We start from the raw sequence: 18,285 nt of genomic DNA on the forward strand, positions 1-18,285 counted from the left end.
TTTTGATTATGAATGAAGAAAACAGACTGAATACACTTCCTCAGCAGCCGGAGGAGCAGGAAATAGACCTGATGGAACTTGCCGCAAAGGTTTGGGCAGAACGGAAATTGGTTTTTAAGGCGTGCGGATATGCCATCATCGTGGGACTGATTGTTGCATTCAGCATTCCCCGGGAATATTCGACCAGCGTGACATTGGCACCGGAAAGTACCGGAAAATCCGCTGGTGGCAGTATGGGTGCTTTGGCGGCTATGGCAGGAATCAATATGGGCGCTTCGATCGGCGAAGACGCCCTGTCGCCCGATCTTTATCCGGACATTGTAAGTTCCACGCCCTTCCTCATCGAGTTGTTCGACGTGAAAGTGAAGGACGATAAAGAGGAGGTTGACACGACCTTGTATGTCTATCTGGACAAACATCAGCGTGCTCCTTGGTGGAGTGCCGTAACCTCGGCTCCTTTCAAGGTGCTGGGATGGGTCATCTCTTTGTTTAGAGACGATGAAGAAACGGGCGACGGCGTATTGAATCCGTTCAGGCTGACCAAAGACGAAGCAAACATTGCGGAGGCACTGAGCAATCGTATTGCCGTTTCGGTTGACAAGAAGACCGGTGTTACCACACTGACGGTAACGATGCAGGATCCCTTGATTTCCGCATCGCTGACAGATACGGTTATGCACCGTTTGCAGAACTACATCACGGAATACCGTACGAACAAGGCACGCCATGATTTGGTATTTACCGAGAAGTTGTATAATGAGGCAAAAGCCAACTATACGGAAGCTCAAGAGAAATACGCCTCATTTGTGGATGCCAACCAAAATATCATCCTGCTGAGCTACCGTGCCGAGCAGGAACGTTTGCAGAACGAGATGAATCTGGCATATAACGTATATACCCAAGTAGCCCAACAATTGCAGATGGCAAAAGCCAAGGTGCAGGAGATCACTCCAGTTTACACGGTGGTTCAGCCGGCAACGGTGCCTTTGCGCCCTTCCAAGCCGAGCAAGCCTATGATTCTTGTAGGCTTTGTCTTCCTTGCTGCTGCGGGCAGTGTGGGTTGGATTTTGTTCGTGAAAGATTTCATAAAAGGATGGAAAAAGCAATTAACGATATGATGAGGAATGAGAATTCGCATTGCTGGTACGTCTTGTACACAGCGCCGAGATCGGAACGTAAGTTGATGCAACGTTTGGCAATGGCAGGATACAGAACCTATTGTCCGATGCAGACAAGCTATGTAAGCTGGGATGGAAAGACGAAGGAAGTGATTGTGCCTTTGTTTGCCGGTTGTGTATTTGTTGAAGGTGATTGTAGCGGTGTGTCATCTGTCGTGGCTTCTCAGAAGGTCTCCTTTGTGGTGGATGCTGAGGGGAGAGAAATTTCCATAATGTCGGATAAGGCAAGCTTGCTTGGCAAGTTTGCCCAAATGTTTGGATGCTGATGAAACTGATATCAGAAGAACTGTTGGACGGTGTGACCCGTGCGGCGCAGGAGAATTCCCGCTTGCGCATGAACTATAACTTTCACGAGTCTTTGGATGCGCCCATCCATCGTCTGCTTAATGCGTTGGAACCGGGAACTTATCTTCCTCCCCATCGCCATTCGGATAAGGAAGAGACATATGTTGTGTTGCGGGGTAGTCTGTGGACCTTCTTCTATGATGATTCAGGCAATGTGACAGAGAAAGTCTGCCTGAATCCTGCGGCGGGAACCTATGGAGTGGAAATACCTGCCGGTACGTGGCATAGCATTGTTGTTTTAGAGACGGGCACGGTTATTTTTGAAATCAAGTCCGGTCCTTATCAGCCGCTTCCGCCCGAAGACATTGCACCGTGGGCTCCTGCGCCCTCCGATACAGAAGGAGTGGCGGAATACATGAAGCGGATGCTTGAGCTTTAGGGAATGGGAAATTGAAAATGGAAAGTGGAAAATGGAAAATGGAAAATGGAAAGTTGATTGTTATATTTAACTTCCCATTTTCCATTTTCCACTTTCCACTTTATTCAAACATGCTCTTGAACTTCTTGAATATTTTCTCTTTGATGGAGTTGTTCGGTATGAAGTTGTCCGACTTCTCCATTTCTTCCAGAGCTTTCTTTTCGTCTTTGCTTAAGGCTTCGGGCACGTAGATGCTGATTTCCACCAGCAGGTCGCCTGTGCCATATCCGTTTACGTTCGGCAGACCTTTTCCGCGCAGGCGTAAGATTTTCCCCGGTTGTGTTCCCGGTTCGATCTTCACTTTCACCTTTCCATCGACGGTAGGAATCTCTACGGCACCACCCAGTGCGGCAGTGGGGAAGCTGAGAAGCAAGTTATAGATCAAGTCATTGTCATCGCGTACAAGCTCCTTGTGCTCTTCCTCTTCCACAAGAATCAGCAGGTCGCCCGGCACACCGTTGTGCTTTCCGGCATTACCCTTGCCGCTCATGGAGAGTTGCATGCCGTCCATCACACCTTTGGGGATATTTACGGTCACCGTTTCCTCGCCATACACGATACCTTCTCCGGCGCAGACCTTACACTTGTTCTTGATGATTTTGCCTTCACCGCCACAAGTAGGGCAGGTGGTACGCGTCTGCATGGTGCCGAGTATGGTCTGCTGGTTTCGTATCACCGTACCGCTTCCTTTACACGTGGCACAAGTTTCCGTACCTCCGTTCTCTTCGGCACCGGTGCCGTGGCAGTGGCTACACGGAACATATTTCTTCAGTTTGAATTTCTTCTCCACACCGGTGGAAATCTCTTTCAGGTTCAGTTTCACCTTTACGCGCAGATCCGACCCCCGGAAACGGCGTTGCTGGTTTCCTCCGTCGCCGAATCCGCCTCCGAATCCGCTGAATCCACCTCCGAATCCGCCACCTCGTCCGCCGAATATATCGCCGAACATGGAGAAAATGTCATCCATGGACATGCCTCCGCTGAAACCTCCGTAGGGACCTCCGTTTCCGGCTGCACCGCCCACTCCGGCATGTCCGAACTGGTCGTATCGTGCACGCTTGTCAGGGTTGCTCAGCACTTCGTATGCTTCTGCCGCTTCCTTGAATTTCTCTTCCGCCACTTTGTCACCCGGATTTTTGTCGGGGTGATATTGGATGGCTTTCTTTCGGTAAGCCTTCTTTATTTCATCTGCCGATGCCGTCTTGGCGACCTCCAGTATTTCGTAGTAATCTCTTTTTTCCATATATGTCCTGTTATTCTCCTACCACGTATGTTCGGTTATTCTCCTACCACCACTTTGGCATGGCGGATCACTTTGTCGTTTAGCATGTATCCTGTCTGCACGCAATCCAGGATCTTGCCTTTCAGTGACTGATCCGGTGCGGGGATTACGGCGATGGCTTCGTGATAGTCGGTGTCGAGTGCCTTCTCCTTTGTCTCTATCACCTTCACTCCGTTCTGTGCCAGTGCGGACATGAACTTGTTGTATATCAGTTCCACTCCTTCTCTTACGGCAGCCACGTCGGTAGCAGTTTCCATATTTTTCAGGGCACGTTCGAAGTCGTCCACGGTAGGAAGGATGCTGTCTATGGTCTTTTCGCCTCCGTTCAGGATCAGTTCTGCCTTCTCCTTCATTGTGCGTCGGCGGTAGTTGTCGAATTCGGCAGCCAGACGCAGATACTTATCCTTCTGTTCCTCTATGGTTTTGTTAGCCTCTTCCAGTTCGCGGGCAAGTCTTTCCTCTTCGGTCAGAGGGGCTTCTTCCTGTGCGTTTTCTTCGCAGGCATTTCCTTCTTCACGGTTCTCTTCGTTCTCCGCCACTTCTTCTTGAGTGTTTTTGGAGTTCAACTCTTCTTCGTAGATGTTTTCTTTTTCTTTTGGATTCATATTTCTTTTTTTGTTATTCTTGTTGTTTACCTTAGAAAAAAAAGATTTGTTTTCATTCTTGTTGTCAAGGCTTTCTTTCCGGATTGTCAGATACGGATTGTCCGATTCCATCCGATATATGGCAGTGTCTACAAAAACTTTGCCAAACGCTAACCTTGCGCCGAAAACGCTGCAAAGGTAATATTTTTATGTCATATTGACAGCAATCGTCATTGCAATTGTCAATTTGAAGATTTATGACTACCTTTGCAGCTGTTTTTGCATATAATTCATAAATCTACTCATAAAATACAAATGATTACAGTCTCGAACGTTTCCGTACAGTTTGGAAAAAGAGTGTTATTTAATGACGTAAACCTGAAGTTTACAAGTGGTAACTGTTATGGTATAATCGGTGCCAACGGTGCCGGAAAATCAACTTTCCTGCGTGCCATATCCGGCGATCTGGAGCCTACCACGGGATCCGTCATGCTGGGATCGGGCGAACGCCTTTCCGTGTTGAGCCAGGACCACTTCAAGTGGGATGCCTTTACGGTGATGGATACAGTGATGATGGGGCATACGATTTTGTGGGACATCATGAAGCAGCGCGAAGTGCTCTATGCGAAAGAAGACTTCACGGACGAAGACGGTCTGAAGGTCTCCGAGCTGGAGGAGAAATTTGCAGAACTGGACGGCTGGAATGCCGAGAGCGATGCAGCTGCCCTGCTGAGCGGTCTGGGCATCAAGGAAGACAAGCACTACCTGATGATGGGCGACCTGAGCGGTAAGGAGAAAGTGCGTGTCATGCTGGCGCAGGCTCTCTTCGGCAATCCGGACAACCTCTTGCTCGACGAACCTACCAACGACTTGGACATGGAGACCGTGATGTGGCTGGAAGATTATCTTGCGAACTTCGAGCATACGGTGCTGGTGGTGAGCCACGACCGTCACTTCCTCGACTCGGTATGTACACATACGGTCGACATCGACTATGGCAAGATCAACCTGTTTGCCGGAAACTACAGCTTCTGGTACGAGTCGAGCCAGTTGGCACTCCGCCAGCAGCAGAACCAGCGCGCAAAGGCAGAAGAGAAGAAGAAGGAACTGGAAGAGTTCATCCGCCGTTTCAGCGCCAACGTGGCAAAGAGCAAGCAGACCACCAGCCGCAAGAAGATGCTGGAGAAGCTGAACGTAGAGGAGATCAAGCCCTCTTCACGCAAGTATCCGGGCATCATCTTCACCCCCGAACGCGAGCCGGGCAATCAGATTCTGGAAGTATCGGGCCTGACCAAGACGCTGGAAGACGGTACGGTGCTTTTCCGTGATGTCAACTTCAATGTGGAGAAGGGAGACAAGATCGTGTTCCTTTCGCGCGATCCGCGTGCCATGACTTCGCTGTTTGAGATCATCAACGAAGAGATGAAGCCGGATGCGGGAACCTTCAACTGGGGTGTCACCATCACTACCGCTTACCTGCCGCTGGACAACACCCGTTTCTTCAATACCGACTTGAACTTGGTAGAATGGCTGAGCCAGTTCGGTGAGGGGAACGAGGTCTACATGAAGAGCTTCCTCGGACGTATGTTGTTCTCGGGCGAAGAGGTGCTGAAGAAGGCAAGCGTATTGTCGGGAGGCGAGAAGATGCGCTGTATGATAGCACGTATGCAGCTGCGCAATGCCAACTGCTTGATATTGGACACTCCTACCAACCACTTGGACCTGGAATCCATACAGGCCTTCAATAATAACCTGAAGACCTACAAGGGCAATATCCTCTTCTCTTCACACGACCACGAGTTTATACAGACCGTAGCCAACCGCATCATCGAACTGACGCCGAACGGCATCATCGACAAGATGATGGAGTATGACGAATACATCACCTCAGACCACATCAAGGAACTGAGGGCGCGGATGTATGGGGATTGATCAGCTTGTTCTGTCCCCCTTCCCCGAAGAGGTTGTCGCCCAGTGTGGTCAGCTTGTTGCCTGTGACTTTCACATGACGCAGGTTGTCGCATCCGATGAATGCACCATACTCTATGGCGGTCAGCCCTTCGGGCAATACCAATGTGCCGCACAGGCGTCCGCAGCCGCTGAAGGCGCGTTGTCCGATCACTTTCAGTCCTTGGGGCAGGGCGATGCGTAGCAGGTATTTCTTCTGTGTGAAGGTGTACTCTGGGATGGCTACGGCGTTGCATCGGCTCAGGTCGGCGGCAACGAGGTTGGGCATGTAGTCGCGTATCAGGGTGAAGTCGGCAGCATCCAGTTTCCCCTCTACGGTGAGGAAGTTCACGTCGCGGGGTTGCACGCCCGATTCGAGCAGTTCGCTGGCAAGGCTGCCCATCTGTCCCACCTGCACGAAGGCTTCCACCGGTTCGCCCTCTATGACGGCAAAAGTATCCCAATTCTTCTTGGCGCGGTAGGCATCGCTGCTGCCCAGGGGGACAAAGACGGCTGTTATGCTGTCTGCCAAGGCTTCCGCCAACAGGTTGGGAGCCGTTTTCTTTTTCAGCTGGCACACGGTCAGGCTGGCGCATCCTTTGAAGGCGGCGTCTTCTATGTTCTTGGTCTTGTCCGAGAGGATGACCTTCCGCAGTGTCGTCTTGCCGTGGAAGAGGCTGTCGCCCGTCTGCCGGCAGAAGGCGTAGGCGGGTATGCAGTTGGGCGGGTAGACGTAGAAGCGGTCGGGATAGGTACCGCCTTTGCCGGCATACATCACGATGGAGGCATTGGCGATGTCGAGCACCTGCAAGTTCTTGAACTCATCCCTCAGGTGCTTGAAGTCGATGGCGTTGAGCTTTCCGGTCAGGGTGAGGTGGGTGATGGCGTTGGCTTCGTCTTCGGTCATCATGGACACCAGGGTGCCGGGTTTGGCAACGAAATAAGTCTTCCGGTTTTTTGTGCTACCGGGATTCTGTGCGATAACTGCGCAGGCATACAGGGCCAGCGTTGCAGTGGCGAATATTTTCTTTATTTTCATGATCGTTTTCTTTATGTGAAGGACAAAGTTACGAAAAAAAGTGGAATACGGAAGAGCTTTACTTGTCTGCCATGATATACGAACAGTATTTACTGAGCAGATTCGAAAGAGGAAGATCCCCCTTATGGTAGCGTTCTGCATCAAGTGACAATATCCTTTCGCATACTTTCTTCTTTCCTTTGAACAAGGCATTGAGATACGCTCTGCCATTCTCTTCGACTATGTTCACTTCTGTGAAGAACTGCGTAAGGTCTTCCACATCATAGACGATGGAATAGATGGGACGTCTGGCGCCAGGAATGTCCTCTATCAGTATGTTCTTGCTGACAAGGTACTGAATGTCACGTATGGCGGTGTCTTTCGAACACTTGGCCAGTGCCGCCCATGTCTTTGACGTTATCTTGGCCTCATAGCCGTCAAGGAAGAGATTGAGCATCTGCACCTGCCGGCCTGTCATGGGCACAGATGATGCCTTCTGCCAAAAGAAACTCTTGTTCAGGATCATTGTTATCGTGGCTTCAGCTTCGCCCAGTGCATCCGCTAACTTCTGCATATACCAAACTAACCATTCGGTGATGTCTCCATCGCCACGCTGTGTACGTTCCAGTATATCGTAATAGCGGTTCTTGTCTTTATTGATTTGGGAGGATATATTGTAGAAACGGAACTCGCTCTTCTCTCCACGGGCCAGGAGCATATCTGAAAGGATGCGGGCCAATCGGCCATTACCATCCTCGAAAGGATGTATGCTCACAAACCAAAAGTGCGCAATGGCAGAGCGGATGACGCTGCTCATAGGTTCTTTGCCATCAAACCAGGCAAGAAAACGCTGCATCTCTCTCGGCACACGTTCGGGAGATGGTGCAATATAATGAATCTTCTCGCGTCCGAACATTCCACTGACGATGTGTTCCTCGTTGGTTCGATATTTGCCCACTTCTATCTGGCTGCCTTCGCTGAAACCGGAAGGGAAGAAAGCCGATTGCCAGGCACACAATTTCTCTTTACTGAGAGGTTGGTCATAGCACTGCACGGCTTCAAGCATGACGCCTACTACAGAATCGACATAGTGGGAAGGAGCGGTCTGCTTCACATTTTCTATTCCCAGTCTTCTGGCAATGGAGGAACGTACCTGGTCAACGTTCAGCAGTACCCCCTCTATCTCCGAGGAATACACTACGTCATACGTCAGGTTTTCAGCCATTGCCCGCAACTTGCTGTCAAAGCCCAGCGAACTCAACCTGCCATAAAGCATTCCTTGCTTACGGCATACCTGTTCCTGAAGGAGCGACACCTGCGAAGCATCCCAACGGAAGCGGGTCCAATTGTCTTTTTCGTGAATATACATCATGCCTTTATTTGTTTAGTGCGACAAAAAACAACGCTTATCGTCGCAAATTTTGCGACAAAAATGCGCAAATAATGTCGAATGACCAATTTTTCAGGGAAAATAACGCAAAAAATCCGTCATCCCACAGTGCGTTTCTTCTGTAAAATTCGTCAATCAGAAAGTAATGATTACTTTTGTAGCTTGATTTATTGTTAAACAGAATTGACTTGATACATAACATCGTAACTGCATATAATCCCAATGAACAAGAACAAAGCAATTCTCTCCGGAAGGTCGAAAGCACTTTTCTACATACTGTTGGCAGCAAAGATCATCATCTATCTATCTTTGATGCAAGGCCTTGCCGTGATGCTGTACATGGTGGCTGCATCGCTGCTGCCCGACCTATCCGCCAGCCCGAAGCTGGGGAAGGGAGTGGGTGAACTGGTGGTTCGGGGATGTTTCCTGGCAGGAGCCGTTCTGGCTGCGCTGGTCTTGCAGAGGGCAGGAGACCATCTGCCGTTCTCCAGCTTGGGACTGTCGCCCAAGGGGAGGGGGAGAGACCTGCTGCAAGGCATGATGTATGCACTGCTGCTCTATGCAGTGGGCTTCGGAGTGCTGTGCGGGTTAGGGGAGATCGAGGTGGTCTCCGTCCGTTTCGATGCGCCGGGACTGCTGCTGTCATTCCTGGTGATGCTGCTGGTGGCGCTCTCGGAGGAGATTGCCTTCCGCGGTTTCGTGTTGGGACGTTTGCTGGCGGCGGGTGTCAACCGCTTTGCGGCACTGCTGCTTTCGGCTGCACTGTTTTCGCTGATGCACCTCTTCAATCCCGGCTTTTCCTTGATAGCCTTCCTCAATATCCTGCTGGCAGGCATGCTGTTAGGCTCCACCTACATATACACGCGCAACCTCTGTTTCCCCATCGCCCTCCACCTCTTTTGGAATTGGCTGCAAGGGCCCGTGCTGGGCTTTGGGGTGAGCGGGGGAGATTTTGGCGATACGCTGCTGACGCTGCATGTCTCCGGCAACGACCTCATCAACGGCGGTGCTTTCGGATTCGAAGCCTCCGTGGTGTGCACCGCGTTGATGCTATGTGCCGTTGCGGTCAGTCTGCGATCAGCTTCAAGGCGATACGCTTCCGGCCGGTGTCGACGCTCAGTACCCTGACGCGCACCTGCTGGTGGATGGACACCACTTCGTTCGGGTCGGTGATGAAGCGGTCGGCAAGCTGCGAGAGGTGTATCAGCCCGTTCTCCTTGATGCCTATGTCGACGAATGCCCCGAAGTTGGTGATGTTGCCCACGATGCCCGGCAGCTCCATGCCTTCGCGCAGGTCGTCGATGGTCCGCACGTTGCTGTCGAACTCGAAGAGCTTGATCGGTCCCCGCGGGTCACGCCCCGGCTTGTCCAGCTCCTGCAAGATATCCTTCAGCGTAGGCATTCCCACGGTGGAGGTGACGTACTTCTCCGGCTTTATCTTCAGCCGCAACTCCTTGTTGGCGATGAGTTCTGCCACGTTGCAGCCCAAGTCCTTTGCCATCTGTTCCACGATGCAGTAGCTTTCGGGATGCACGGCGGAGTTGTCCAGCGGGTTCTCCGCCTGCGGGATGCGCAAGAAGCCGGCACACTGTTCGAAAGCCTTGGCACCCATGCGCGGCACTTTCAGCAGTTGCTTGCGCGAGGTGAACGCGCCGTTCTCCGCACGGTAGTTGACGATGTTCTGAGCCAGCTGCGGACCCAGTCCCGAGATGTAGGTCAGCAGGTGGCTGCTTGCCGTGTTCAGGTTGACGCCTACGGAGTTCACGCAGCTTTCCACGGTCTGGTCCAGCGATTTCTTCAGTTTCGCCTGGTCCACATCGTGCTGGTATTGTCCGACGCCGATCGATTTCGGGTCTATCTTCACCAGTTCCGCCAGCGGGTCCATCAGCCGGCGGGCTATGGATACTGCTCCGCGCACGGTGACGTCGTATTCGGGAAACTCATCGCGGGCAATCTTGGATGCGGAGTAGATGGATGCACCCTGTTCGCTCACCACAAACACCTGTATGTCGGTGCGGAACGTCTGCCGTTTCAGAAACTCCTCCGTCTCCCGGCTTGCCGTGCCGTTGCCTACGGCGATGGCCTCTATCCGGTAGGCTTCCACCATCTTCTGGAGTTTCGCCACGGCCTCTGCGGTCTTGCCTACCGGAGGATGCGGATAGATGTTCTCGTTGTGTAGCAGGTTACCTTGCGCGTCGAGGCATACCACCTTGCAACCGGTGCGGAATCCGGGGTCTATCCCCATCACCCGTTTCTGTCCCAGCGGGGAGGCAAGCAACAGTTGGCGCAGGTTCTGCACGAATACCCGTATGGCCTCTTCGTCCGCCGCCGCCTTGCTCTGTGCGGCAAATTCGTTTTCGATGGAGGGTTTCAGCAGACGCTTGTAGGCATCCTGCACGGCTTCCGCCACCTGCTTCCCGCAGTCGTTGTTGCCCCTGACGAACCGTCGTTCCAGTCGTTCCGTGCATTCGTCGTCGTCGGGGGTGATGCTCACTTTCAGCAGGCCTTCGGCTTCGGCGCGGCGTATGGCAAGCAGCTGGTGGGAGGTGCACTTTTTCAGCGGTTTGCTGAAGTCGAAGTAGTCGCGATATTTGTCGGCTTCCGCTTCTTTGCCCTTCACCACCTTGGCCACGACCATTGCCTGCCGTGCGAAGGCGAAGCGTACGGTGTTGCGTGCCTGCTCGTTTTCGTTCACCTGTTCGGCGATGATGTCTCGTGCACCTTTCAGTGCCTCTTCCGCGTTCTTCACGTCGCCTTTCACGTAGGCTTCGGCGCGTCGGGCGGGGTGGGGTTCGCGTTGCAGAAGCAGCAGGGTGGCGAGGGGTTCCAGTCCTTTCTGGCGTGCCACTTCGGCGCGTGTGCGCCTCTTGGGCTTATAGGGCAGGTAGATGTCTTCGAGCAGGGTGGGATCCCAGGTCTCGTCGATGCGCTTTTGCAGTTCGGGGGTCATCTTTCCCTGTTCGCTGATGGTGGCGATGATGGTTTCCTTCCGCTTGGCGGTTTCGTTCAGCTTCTCGTATTGGGTTTTGATGTTTTCGATCTGCACCTCATCCAGTCCGCCGGTAGCTTCCTTGCGGTAGCGGCTGATGAAGGGGATGGTGGCTCCGTCCTCCAGCAGGGCGAGCGTGTGGGCTACCTGCTTCTCGGAGATGCCGAGGGTGGCGGAGATCATGGGTTGAAATGATGTTATCATACGCTGGTAACGATATATAATATTGAAAATAAGTGTGTTGTATCTATATAGCAGTCTTCTTCTGCCCTAATTTAAATAAAATCTTTTCAAAATGAGGCTTATATACTTCCGGGGTATCGTCACTTTTATACATGGCATAGATTAAATCCTCATATTCTTTGTCATTCAATTTGCATACAATGACGGGAGATTCAAAATTCGATAAAAGTTCTGCCTGATTTCCTTCCTTAAAGCAATAGTCGAAGCGTATGACAGATTGAAGCGGAAAGTGAAAATCCTTATCCTCAGGTGTTTTCCCCACACATACATCGGTCAAGAACACATAAGAAATGATTTCGTTTTTCTTGTTTTTTATGACTCCGTGTCTTATCTCTTCCAAGGGTATTCCGGCACGATCCTGCGATGTGGTGAAACAGGCAATTATATTCAATTCTTCACTTCGATACAAAGAAATCAAATATTTATATTTGGGGGGATTGGTGCTTTTGCAAAAACCTCGAATTACATTTTGCGGTGATAACATCTTTATTCGATTAACACATGACAGCAATCTCGTAAGCGTCGTTGTAAACGCTTGTTTTTTCATTATCTCCTTGTATTAAATCCATCAAGTTCAATTCTATTTCAGAACATCCGTTAGACGATTTGAAGTTGGGATTATATTTTTTCTTCGCTTTATCCCATAGCCCGTCTGGCTTGTGAGTTATTTCCGATAGTTCATCGGCGGACAAGCTTCCATATTTCCGGATAATAGAATCTATCAGTCTCAGTTCTTTTTTACTGAACTGGAGTGCGCTCTCTTTTTCGTTTACAACCGGAGTGACAATTACCTTTTCTTCTCTGTCCCTATGTACATTGACATATTTAGAGAAGTCACCTCCATTTTGCTTTATATTGTAAATACATGGAGCGACAGGACCTTTTTCCCATACATAGTATGTCAGCCACGTTACAGACAGCCCCCGTGAGACGACTGATTCTTCATCTATCAGATAGACTAATTTGATTAGTTTTCTAAGATTGATATCTTTGACCTTAGATGAAAGATAAGCTAATAAGTTTCCTATTTTAGACTGATTCATGCTCCTGTTTTTTTTAAGTAAGTACTATATAATGACACTGATATATGTAAGTTTGTCAGTTGGGTTATATAGCATTGACTATTTATTTTGCAAAGATAATGTTTTTGTTTTGTTTTTTATGTGATTAGAGCCTGTTTAAATTTTGTTCAGCCTCTTTTTAAGAGTTCTCTTTGAGGATGTTTTCCTGTTTTTATGAGGAGCATAGCGGGTGATGTGACGAATAAGAAGAGGAAAACAGACCGGCAAGAAACTCAAAAGAAGTGGGATAAAAAACTTTTTGAAGAAGATTTAAACAGGCTCTTATGTGTTTCCAAAGGGCACGGGCACTTCTCCGGAGGTGCCCGTGCGTCTGTTGCGCCTGCTATTTGCATGATCCTAATCCTAAAGCGCCCGCAATGGCGGTGGCGGCAGTGATGATTACTTTGAGGATGATTCCCCAGACGGTTTTAGATTTCTCTGATTTACTCATGGGATATTGATTTTTAGGGTTAAGAGATTAGAGCCTGTTTTAGATTAGCCGAACGGATTCTCATCTACTCCTCCGCCTTCACCTTCGTTTCCGCTTCCACCTTCGTTTCCACTTCCACCTTCATTTCCGCTTCCGCCGTTTCCGCTTCCGCCGTTTCCGCCTTCGTCGGAACCGCCAGTCGTGCCGCTGTCGGACGAACGGGTCTCCGGGGAGTAGATAGACGCTTCCTTCAGCTGTCCTTCCAGATTGATCTGGGCGTTGCTCAGCTCACCCGTGGCACGCGAACGGAGCTTCAGCCCCTTCACGTTGTTCGCCAGCGAGAACAGGTCGGAAGACTGGGCGCCGCCTTTGCTGACGATTCCCACGGAGAAGATGGCAAGGTCGTCCAACTTCACGTTCTTGCCGTCCAGGATCAGCTCCTTGATACAGGCAATCATGTCGGACAGGACGCCTTTGATGACGCCACTCGAAAAAGGAGTGTTGTGGTTGGCCATGTGCTTGGCAAGTTTGTCGGTGTCATAAGTCTCTTCGATCACGGGGCGTGCATACCAGAGGCCTTTCAGCGGGCTTTTCTCGCCCATCACTTGATACTTTTTGTAACGAATCATAATACGTAATTTTTTTCTTTTTTGGGTTAATAACTGTTTTTAAACGATTCACTCTCTGTGTTAAGCTTAACGATGCAAAGATAGTGCAGCGTCGTGTGAGGCTGTCGGTTACCGACGGTTACGGCCGTTTCCGGACGTTTATTGCCGGTAGCGGGAGATTATTGCCGTTTCCGGACGATTATCGACGGTAGCAGGAGCTTATCGACGGTAACGGTCGCTGACTGTCGGTTAGTGTCGGTAATGGTCGGTTTTATCCCGTTTCATCCTCTATTTTATGCCTTTCGCACTTGGTAATATCGTGATTTTTAGCTACATTTGTTGAAATATAAAATGTGTATATCTGTTATGGAACCTTTTGAAATACGTACTTATGGGCGTACCGAACTTGCCCAGCTTTACAATCCCGGCCTGTGCCCCGATTCTGCCTACCGCAAACTGAAACAGTGGATCGACCTCTATCCCGGCCTGCGTGAAAACCTCGCTGCCTCAGGACTCTCTCCCCGTTCACGCACCTATACACCCGCCCAAGTAACCCTAATCGTCCGCGCATTGGGAGAACCTTGAAAAATGGAAAGTGGAAAATGGAAAGTGGAAAATGGAAAATTTTTCCTACTTTTTTTCTTCTTCTTATTTTTTCTCTTCTCCCTTCATTTTCCATTTTCCCCTTTCCATTTTCCATTTTCCATTTCATTGACCCTCATTGTCCCCTTTCACTTTTTCACCCCTAAACCTCAGGTTTAGCACCGTAGAGTTGAGGTTTACGCTGCTAATGGGGACAATGGGGACAGTGACCCCCGGCTCCCTCACACACACACACACGCGTAAGTGCGCACATACACGTACGCACATACACGTACACACGTACGCACGAGAGAGTATCATCCTCAGAATCTACTTTTCCTTGGGTTTGGGCTTGTGATAAACCCCTCTTTTCTCGGTACTTTCCACCAGTCCGTTTCTTTTCATCCGTTTCAGCCAGGTCTGGGCGGTTTTGGGCTTTATTCCCATCTCTTTCGCCTGCTGCATCCACTCGGCTCTGGTGAACTGCTCGTTCATGCATATCATCAAGGCGTCGCGGTCGACATTTCCCCTGTGGCTCACTTCGGTGGAGGGCAGAAGGGAGAGGGCATGCGTGGCGTGACGGTAGAGCGTGTTGGCCGTAGACAGCACGGTGGAGAAGTCTTCGGGAGTGATCCGGATCTCCCATCGGCTGATGATGTTGTCCTTCAGGTTGTCGGTAGCAATGTCCGGGTCGGGCATGAGTAGGGGCGAACGGGTCATGTCTTCACTTTCGAGTATGCGCAACATGGCCACCACCTCCATGATGCGGCACAGGTTGACGGCAAGACGCGCTATGCTGCCCGACATCTCGCTACCGTTGATCAGGTCCGAATGCTCGAAAAGCTGCGAGAAGAGCCGGTTGAACTCCTCCTTCTGTTCGTCCGAGAACTTCAGCGTGTAGATGCCGCCCATTTGCAGGGTTTTCAGCTGCTCGCGCCACTCCATACCCATCCGGGTGAATACCTCTTCGAGGTTTGCGTCTTGGGGGTAGAACTGGTTCTTCCATTTCCGTATGGGCGGCATGTAGTAGAAAATCTGTCGGGAGAAAAGACCGTTTTCCGCACTGGGTATCAGCGGCTTCAGCTGCGAGGGAGTGCCCGATAGGAGGACGGAGAGGTATGACTTCTTCGTTTCGCGGTATTCGCGGTCCGTGCGCCGGTTGTAGGTGATGCGGTCGTGGTCGAAAGCCTTGCGCATGGCGTCGCTCCAGTGCCCGTAGTCCGATCCGATGGCGGAGGATACGGTGTCCGCTTCGCTTTCGCATATCAGCCCGACGCCGTCGGAGTCTATCAGGTTTTGCAGGATGCCCGTTCCGGTGTTGTTGCCGGAGATGAGGAACATCTTTTTGACGGGCATTACGGGTGCGTCCACGTCGGCTCGTCCTTTGCCCAGTGCGTCGTACTTGGCCTTTTCGCGCAGGTAGCAGGTCATTGCCTCGTCCGACTTCCGGAGTATCTCGTCGTGGTAAGGCTCTACCAACAGCCTCACCAGCGAGAGTACGCCTTTTCCGGACGCGGGCGTTGCCAGGGTTATCATCTGCATGCATGGTGATATGACTTTTCCTCCGTATATGCACCTGACGTGCCACGCCATGGTGGAGCCAAGTGTGACGATGCTGCCTAAGAGCATGACGTCGCGTTGGGCGTCGGAGGAGGCATGGCTGATGATTTGTTCCAGCAGTCGGGGCCATCGGCGGGTCTTGTCGAGGGTGGGGAGGGAGGTCAGCGGGTCACTGCCCGGGGTGAACTCTTCTTTGTAGGAAAGGCTGTCTTCCTCCTCTTCTTCTTCTGTGTATTTTTCTTGTGTACACCTATTATACGCGTGCGCGCGATCGTGTGTGTGTGAGGGAGCCGGGGGTCACTGTCCCCATTGTCTCCATTTGCTCTGTTTTCACGCCGCACAGTTGGGCGAGGTGGAACGCGGTACCCAGGTGTACGCCGTTCCTGCCGCTATTCAGCGCATTTTTGAAGAGTTTTTCGGCGTTTTGCCGGTTGAATTTTGGCGATAAACTACATAGGGACAGAAAGTCCTCTTGTCCCTCTTTTCCGCAATCGTTGGCGATGGCGAATGCCAGTTGCACATACTCTTGATAAGTGGGGGCGATGTCCGCTCCCGCATTCCTGACCGCTTCGGTCAGGCGATGCAGTGAAAATAATGAATCCATGGTTTGATTTCTTTGTTTTTTATAGTGTTTTTATCTTTCCATTTTCCCCTTTCCATTTTCCATTTCTCTCATTTTCCATTTTCCCCTTTTCATTTTCCATTTCTCTCATTTTCCATTCTTATCCTCGCTTTCGGGTCGTGGCACAAGAAGCAGGAGCGTACGAGGTCTTTGCCCGAGGTGTCCACGCCGGTTCCGTTCTTGGTGCCCTCTTCGGTGTCGTACATGCAGTGGACGTAGTGCATGGCCCATCTGATTCCTTCCGTGGCGTCTACTCCTTGCGGGTAGGGCACGAATGCCTTCACGCCCCGTCCGGTGGGGCTGACAAATACCAGTTCGGGCTTCAGGTAGGGGTCGTCGAACAGCAGTTGTTTCAGTTCTTCGGCTTCTTGTGTGGAGGATAGGTGGTCGATGTCCACCACTCCCAGACCGGACAGCTGGCTGATGCAGTCGCTCTTCCGGCGGGTGAAGACGCCGCACGGGGTGACGTAGGGCAGGGTCTGTTGCTTCAGCATCCGGCACGCCTCAAGGTCTCCCCGTTCTGCGGCATTCCGTATTTCGAGGGTGAGTGCGGCAAGCCTTGGGTTGTTGGTGATGAGTTCGTATACTTCTTTCAGGTCTACCGTGCGCAGCGGTTCCAGGGTGGCGTACTTCATAGTCCTTCCGGTGGCCTTGTCCTTGATGGGGGAGATGGGCGGCATGAACAGCGACATTTTGAATCTCTTTTCCATTCTCTTTTTCTTTTTTTAGGGTTAATTGAATAATGTTTGATTATGAGTGAGTTGTCGGGGAGTTACCCCGTCTCTCTCTCTCGCTCGCTTGCTTCTGCAAAGGCCTCGCTTTTCCTGTTTGTGCAAAAAAAAAGAAGAAGACACTACTTTGTTTTGATAAAGCAGCATCTTCTTCTCAGGACATGAGGCTCGATCTTTGTTAAAGCACGAGCAAAGTTAGTCCTTTTCGCAATACCCTGTATAACACTATTTTTTTTGTCTGTTTAAAACTAAAATTTCTTTCTCCCTTTGGGTTTTTCCTCCAAGATTTCTTTAAGCAATTCGCCCAGTTCAATCCTTATCGTATTGATAGCCAGGTCTTCACCGCTCTTCTTGACGTAGCCTTTCCCATATTGTAGGAACCTGGCCAAAGCCATCAGTCCGTTGCCCCATTTGACATCCAGACAGTTGTTCACATACAACTCCAGGTAGGCTTTTCCTATCACTCTTCTTTGGTTGGTGATTCTGGTAATCTCGGCACTCCTCTTGGGACCTCTCTTCTTTTTAACTACTTGTACGTTAGTACTTTCGGTAGATTTATCTACCTTTTTCTTGCCTTTTTTTATGACTCTATTCTTTTGATTTATAGTCATCTTTTTAATGATTATGACAAAAAGAATAGTGTTGAAAAAAAATTGCCTCTTTTGTCTCTTTTTTGAAAGAGGCCATATTTTAGAAACTGTTTTAATTTTCTTTTTTAAAGATCTCCTTAGTTTTAAAGGTTTCCTTAGTTTTAAAGGTATCCTTTTTTTTAAAAAGGTTTCCTCAACTCTAAAGGTTTCCTTAGTTTTAAAGATTCCTCGGCTTTAAAGGTTTCCTCAGTTTTAAGAGCTTGTTTAAATTTTATTCAAAAAGTTATTTATTCAGCTTCTTTTGGGCTTCTTTAGAGTTTCTTTTCGGTCTGTTTTTCTGTTTTTATTCGTCACATAGCCCGCTATGCTCCTCATAAAAACAGAAAAACATCCTCAAAAAGAACTCTCAAAAGAAGGCTGAACAAAATTTAAACAGGCTCTAAAGTTTTCCTCAGCTTTAAAGTTTTCCTCAGCACTTTCTGAGTTTATTTTCGGTCTTTTTATCTTTTTCCCTTCGTTGCATAGCCGCTATGCTCCTCTTGAAAACAGGTAAAAATCCGCAAAATAACTCTCGGAAGGAAGCTGAAAGAAAATCAAAACAGTTTCTTGAATGGGGGTTATTGCGAGCTGCAAATATATGTGTAAAAAAAGGAGCATGCAAGAAAATGTGAAAATGTTATTCAATAAAAAAAATATGTAATTGACGT

The 18,285-nt window shown here is 50.0% G+C and carries 17 protein-coding genes and 1 pseudogene; 6 read left to right on the top strand and 12 right to left on the bottom strand.

Translation table 11 applies throughout. The annotated features are described in order from the left end of the window. The first annotated feature begins 8 nt into the window (after window positions 1-8). Genes QZ323_RS06710 through QZ323_RS06720 form a run of 3 tightly spaced genes read left to right on the top strand, consistent with a single transcriptional unit; the run spans window position 9 to window position 1,902 of the window. On the top strand, window positions 9-1,118 hold the full coding sequence (locus tag QZ323_RS06710) for a GNVR domain-containing protein (protein WP_294633845.1): 1,110 nt from the start codon (window positions 9-11) through the stop codon (window positions 1,116-1,118). Then, entirely contained in the window at window positions 1,094-1,444 is a 351-nt protein-coding gene (locus QZ323_RS06715) for a UpxY family transcription antiterminator (RefSeq protein WP_294633846.1), read from the top strand. Before QZ323_RS06710 ends, QZ323_RS06715 begins: the two co-directional genes overlap by 25 nt. Further along, the gene (locus tag QZ323_RS06720) at window positions 1,444-1,902 is read left to right on the top strand and encodes a WbuC family cupin fold metalloprotein (RefSeq protein WP_294633847.1); all 459 of its coding nucleotides are present in this window, start codon (window positions 1,444-1,446) and stop codon (window positions 1,900-1,902) included. Before QZ323_RS06715 ends, QZ323_RS06720 begins: the two co-directional genes overlap by 1 nt. 100 nt (window positions 1,903-2,002) lie before the next feature. On the opposite strand, the gene dnaJ is transcribed toward QZ323_RS06720, so the two are convergent. Together dnaJ and QZ323_RS06730 are read right to left on the bottom strand one after the other, a co-directional pair. Next, entirely contained in the window at window positions 2,003-3,184 is a 1,182-nt protein-coding gene (gene dnaJ, locus QZ323_RS06725; RefSeq protein WP_294633848.1) for a molecular chaperone DnaJ, read from the bottom strand. Between the two features lie 35 nt (window positions 3,185-3,219). Beyond that, window positions 3,220-3,828, bottom strand: coding sequence for a nucleotide exchange factor GrpE (locus QZ323_RS06730; RefSeq protein ID WP_294633849.1), 609 nt, complete (start codon window positions 3,826-3,828; stop codon window positions 3,220-3,222). Between the two features lie 294 nt (window positions 3,829-4,122). On the opposite strand from QZ323_RS06730, the gene QZ323_RS06735 reads away from it, so the two are divergent. After that, window positions 4,123-5,739, top strand: coding sequence for an ATP-binding cassette domain-containing protein (locus QZ323_RS06735; protein ID WP_294633850.1), 1,617 nt, complete (start codon window positions 4,123-4,125; stop codon window positions 5,737-5,739). Here the strand turns inward: QZ323_RS06735 and QZ323_RS06740 are convergent. Beyond that, on the bottom strand, window positions 5,705-6,793 hold the full coding sequence (locus QZ323_RS06740) for a leucine-rich repeat domain-containing protein (protein ID WP_294633851.1): 1,089 nt from the start codon (window positions 6,791-6,793) through the stop codon (window positions 5,705-5,707). The two genes, QZ323_RS06735 and QZ323_RS06740, sit on opposite strands and share 35 nt — an antisense overlap. A 58-nt stretch (window positions 6,794-6,851) precedes the next feature. Then, window positions 6,852-8,141: a Fic family protein gene (locus QZ323_RS06745; RefSeq protein ID WP_294633872.1), complete on the bottom strand. Its 1,290-nt coding sequence runs from the start codon at window positions 8,139-8,141 to the stop codon at window positions 6,852-6,854. A 243-nt stretch (window positions 8,142-8,384) separates the two neighbouring features. On the opposite strand from QZ323_RS06745, the gene QZ323_RS06750 reads away from it, so the two are divergent. Continuing rightward, window positions 8,385-9,290, top strand: coding sequence for a type II CAAX endopeptidase family protein (locus tag QZ323_RS06750; RefSeq protein ID WP_294633852.1), 906 nt, complete (start codon window positions 8,385-8,387; stop codon window positions 9,288-9,290). On the opposite strand, the gene QZ323_RS06755 is transcribed toward QZ323_RS06750, so the two are convergent. The 5 genes from QZ323_RS06755 to QZ323_RS06775 all read right to left on the bottom strand — a co-directional run bounded on the left by QZ323_RS06755 (window position 9,229) and on the right by QZ323_RS06775 (window position 13,514). Continuing rightward, window positions 9,229-11,334, bottom strand: a complete 2,106-nt coding sequence (locus tag QZ323_RS06755) for a Tex family protein (protein ID WP_294633873.1) — start codon at window positions 11,332-11,334, stop codon at window positions 9,229-9,231. The two genes, QZ323_RS06750 and QZ323_RS06755, sit on opposite strands and share 62 nt — an antisense overlap. Before the next feature lie 64 nt (window positions 11,335-11,398). Continuing rightward, entirely contained in the window at window positions 11,399-11,878 is a 480-nt protein-coding gene (locus QZ323_RS06760; protein ID WP_294633853.1) for a hypothetical protein, read from the bottom strand. A gap of 10 nt (window positions 11,879-11,888) precedes the next feature. Next, on the bottom strand, window positions 11,889-12,437 hold the full coding sequence (locus tag QZ323_RS06765; protein WP_294633854.1) for a Panacea domain-containing protein: 549 nt from the start codon (window positions 12,435-12,437) through the stop codon (window positions 11,889-11,891). Between the two features lie 361 nt (window positions 12,438-12,798). Further along, window positions 12,799-12,906, bottom strand: a complete 108-nt coding sequence (locus QZ323_RS06770) for a smalltalk protein (RefSeq protein ID WP_294633855.1) — start codon at window positions 12,904-12,906, stop codon at window positions 12,799-12,801. A gap of 44 nt (window positions 12,907-12,950) precedes the next feature. Further along, a complete protein-coding gene (locus QZ323_RS06775; protein WP_294633856.1) occupies window positions 12,951-13,514 on the bottom strand; it encodes a DNA-binding protein in 564 nt (187 codons plus the stop codon). Window positions 13,515-13,859: 345 nt separating this feature from the next. Here QZ323_RS06775 and QZ323_RS06780 point away from each other — a divergent pair, with 345 nt between their 5' ends. Then, window positions 13,860-14,078: a DUF4248 domain-containing protein gene (locus QZ323_RS06780; protein WP_294633857.1), complete on the top strand. Its 219-nt coding sequence runs from the start codon at window positions 13,860-13,862 to the stop codon at window positions 14,076-14,078. A 327-nt stretch (window positions 14,079-14,405) separates the two neighbouring features. Here the strand turns inward: QZ323_RS06780 and QZ323_RS06785 are convergent. The 3 genes and pseudogenes from QZ323_RS06785 to QZ323_RS06795 form a co-directional block, all read right to left on the bottom strand. After that, window positions 14,406-16,239, bottom strand: a pseudogene (locus tag QZ323_RS06785) (DUF3987 domain-containing protein). A gap of 89 nt (window positions 16,240-16,328) precedes the next feature. After that, window positions 16,329-16,967, bottom strand: coding sequence for a BT4734/BF3469 family protein (locus QZ323_RS06790; protein ID WP_294633858.1), 639 nt, complete (start codon window positions 16,965-16,967; stop codon window positions 16,329-16,331). A gap of 269 nt (window positions 16,968-17,236) precedes the next feature. Continuing rightward, window positions 17,237-17,599 (bottom strand): hypothetical protein, encoded by a 363-nt coding sequence (locus QZ323_RS06795; RefSeq protein ID WP_294633859.1) that lies wholly within the window; start codon window positions 17,597-17,599, stop codon window positions 17,237-17,239. Window positions 17,600-18,285 lie beyond the last annotated feature (686 nt).

Source organism: uncultured Bacteroides sp. (assembly GCF_910585845.1).
In the GTDB taxonomy this organism is placed as follows: domain Bacteria; phylum Bacteroidota; class Bacteroidia; order Bacteroidales; family Bacteroidaceae; genus Bacteroides.

Coding starts and splice junctions, on each gene's coding strand:
- QZ323_RS06710 (WP_294633845.1), top strand. CDS start 9: ATGAATGAAGAAAACAGACTGAATACACTTCCTCAGCAGCCGGAGGAG.
- QZ323_RS06715 (WP_294633846.1), top strand. CDS start 1,094: ATGGAAAAAGCAATTAACGATATGATGAGGAATGAGAATTCGCATTGC.
- QZ323_RS06720 (WP_294633847.1), top strand. CDS start 1,444: ATGAAACTGATATCAGAAGAACTGTTGGACGGTGTGACCCGTGCGGCG.
- dnaJ (WP_294633848.1), bottom strand. CDS start 3,184: ATGGAAAAAAGAGATTACTACGAAATACTGGAGGTCGCCAAGACGGCA.
- QZ323_RS06730 (WP_294633849.1), bottom strand. CDS start 3,828: ATGAATCCAAAAGAAAAAGAAAACATCTACGAAGAAGAGTTGAACTCC.
- QZ323_RS06735 (WP_294633850.1), top strand. CDS start 4,123: ATGATTACAGTCTCGAACGTTTCCGTACAGTTTGGAAAAAGAGTGTTA.
- QZ323_RS06740 (WP_294633851.1), bottom strand. CDS start 6,793: ATGAAAATAAAGAAAATATTCGCCACTGCAACGCTGGCCCTGTATGCC.
- QZ323_RS06745 (WP_294633872.1), bottom strand. CDS start 8,141: ATGTATATTCACGAAAAAGACAATTGGACCCGCTTCCGTTGGGATGCT.
- QZ323_RS06750 (WP_294633852.1), top strand. CDS start 8,385: ATGAACAAGAACAAAGCAATTCTCTCCGGAAGGTCGAAAGCACTTTTC.
- QZ323_RS06755 (WP_294633873.1), bottom strand. CDS start 11,334: ATGATCTCCGCCACCCTCGGCATCTCCGAGAAGCAGGTAGCCCACACG.
- QZ323_RS06760 (WP_294633853.1), bottom strand. CDS start 11,878: ATGTTATCACCGCAAAATGTAATTCGAGGTTTTTGCAAAAGCACCAAT.
- QZ323_RS06765 (WP_294633854.1), bottom strand. CDS start 12,437: ATGAATCAGTCTAAAATAGGAAACTTATTAGCTTATCTTTCATCTAAG.
- QZ323_RS06770 (WP_294633855.1), bottom strand. CDS start 12,906: ATGAGTAAATCAGAGAAATCTAAAACCGTCTGGGGAATCATCCTCAAA.
- QZ323_RS06775 (WP_294633856.1), bottom strand. CDS start 13,514: ATGATTCGTTACAAAAAGTATCAAGTGATGGGCGAGAAAAGCCCGCTG.
- QZ323_RS06780 (WP_294633857.1), top strand. CDS start 13,860: ATGGAACCTTTTGAAATACGTACTTATGGGCGTACCGAACTTGCCCAG.
- QZ323_RS06790 (WP_294633858.1), bottom strand. CDS start 16,967: ATGGAAAAGAGATTCAAAATGTCGCTGTTCATGCCGCCCATCTCCCCC.
- QZ323_RS06795 (WP_294633859.1), bottom strand. CDS start 17,599: ATGACTATAAATCAAAAGAATAGAGTCATAAAAAAAGGCAAGAAAAAG.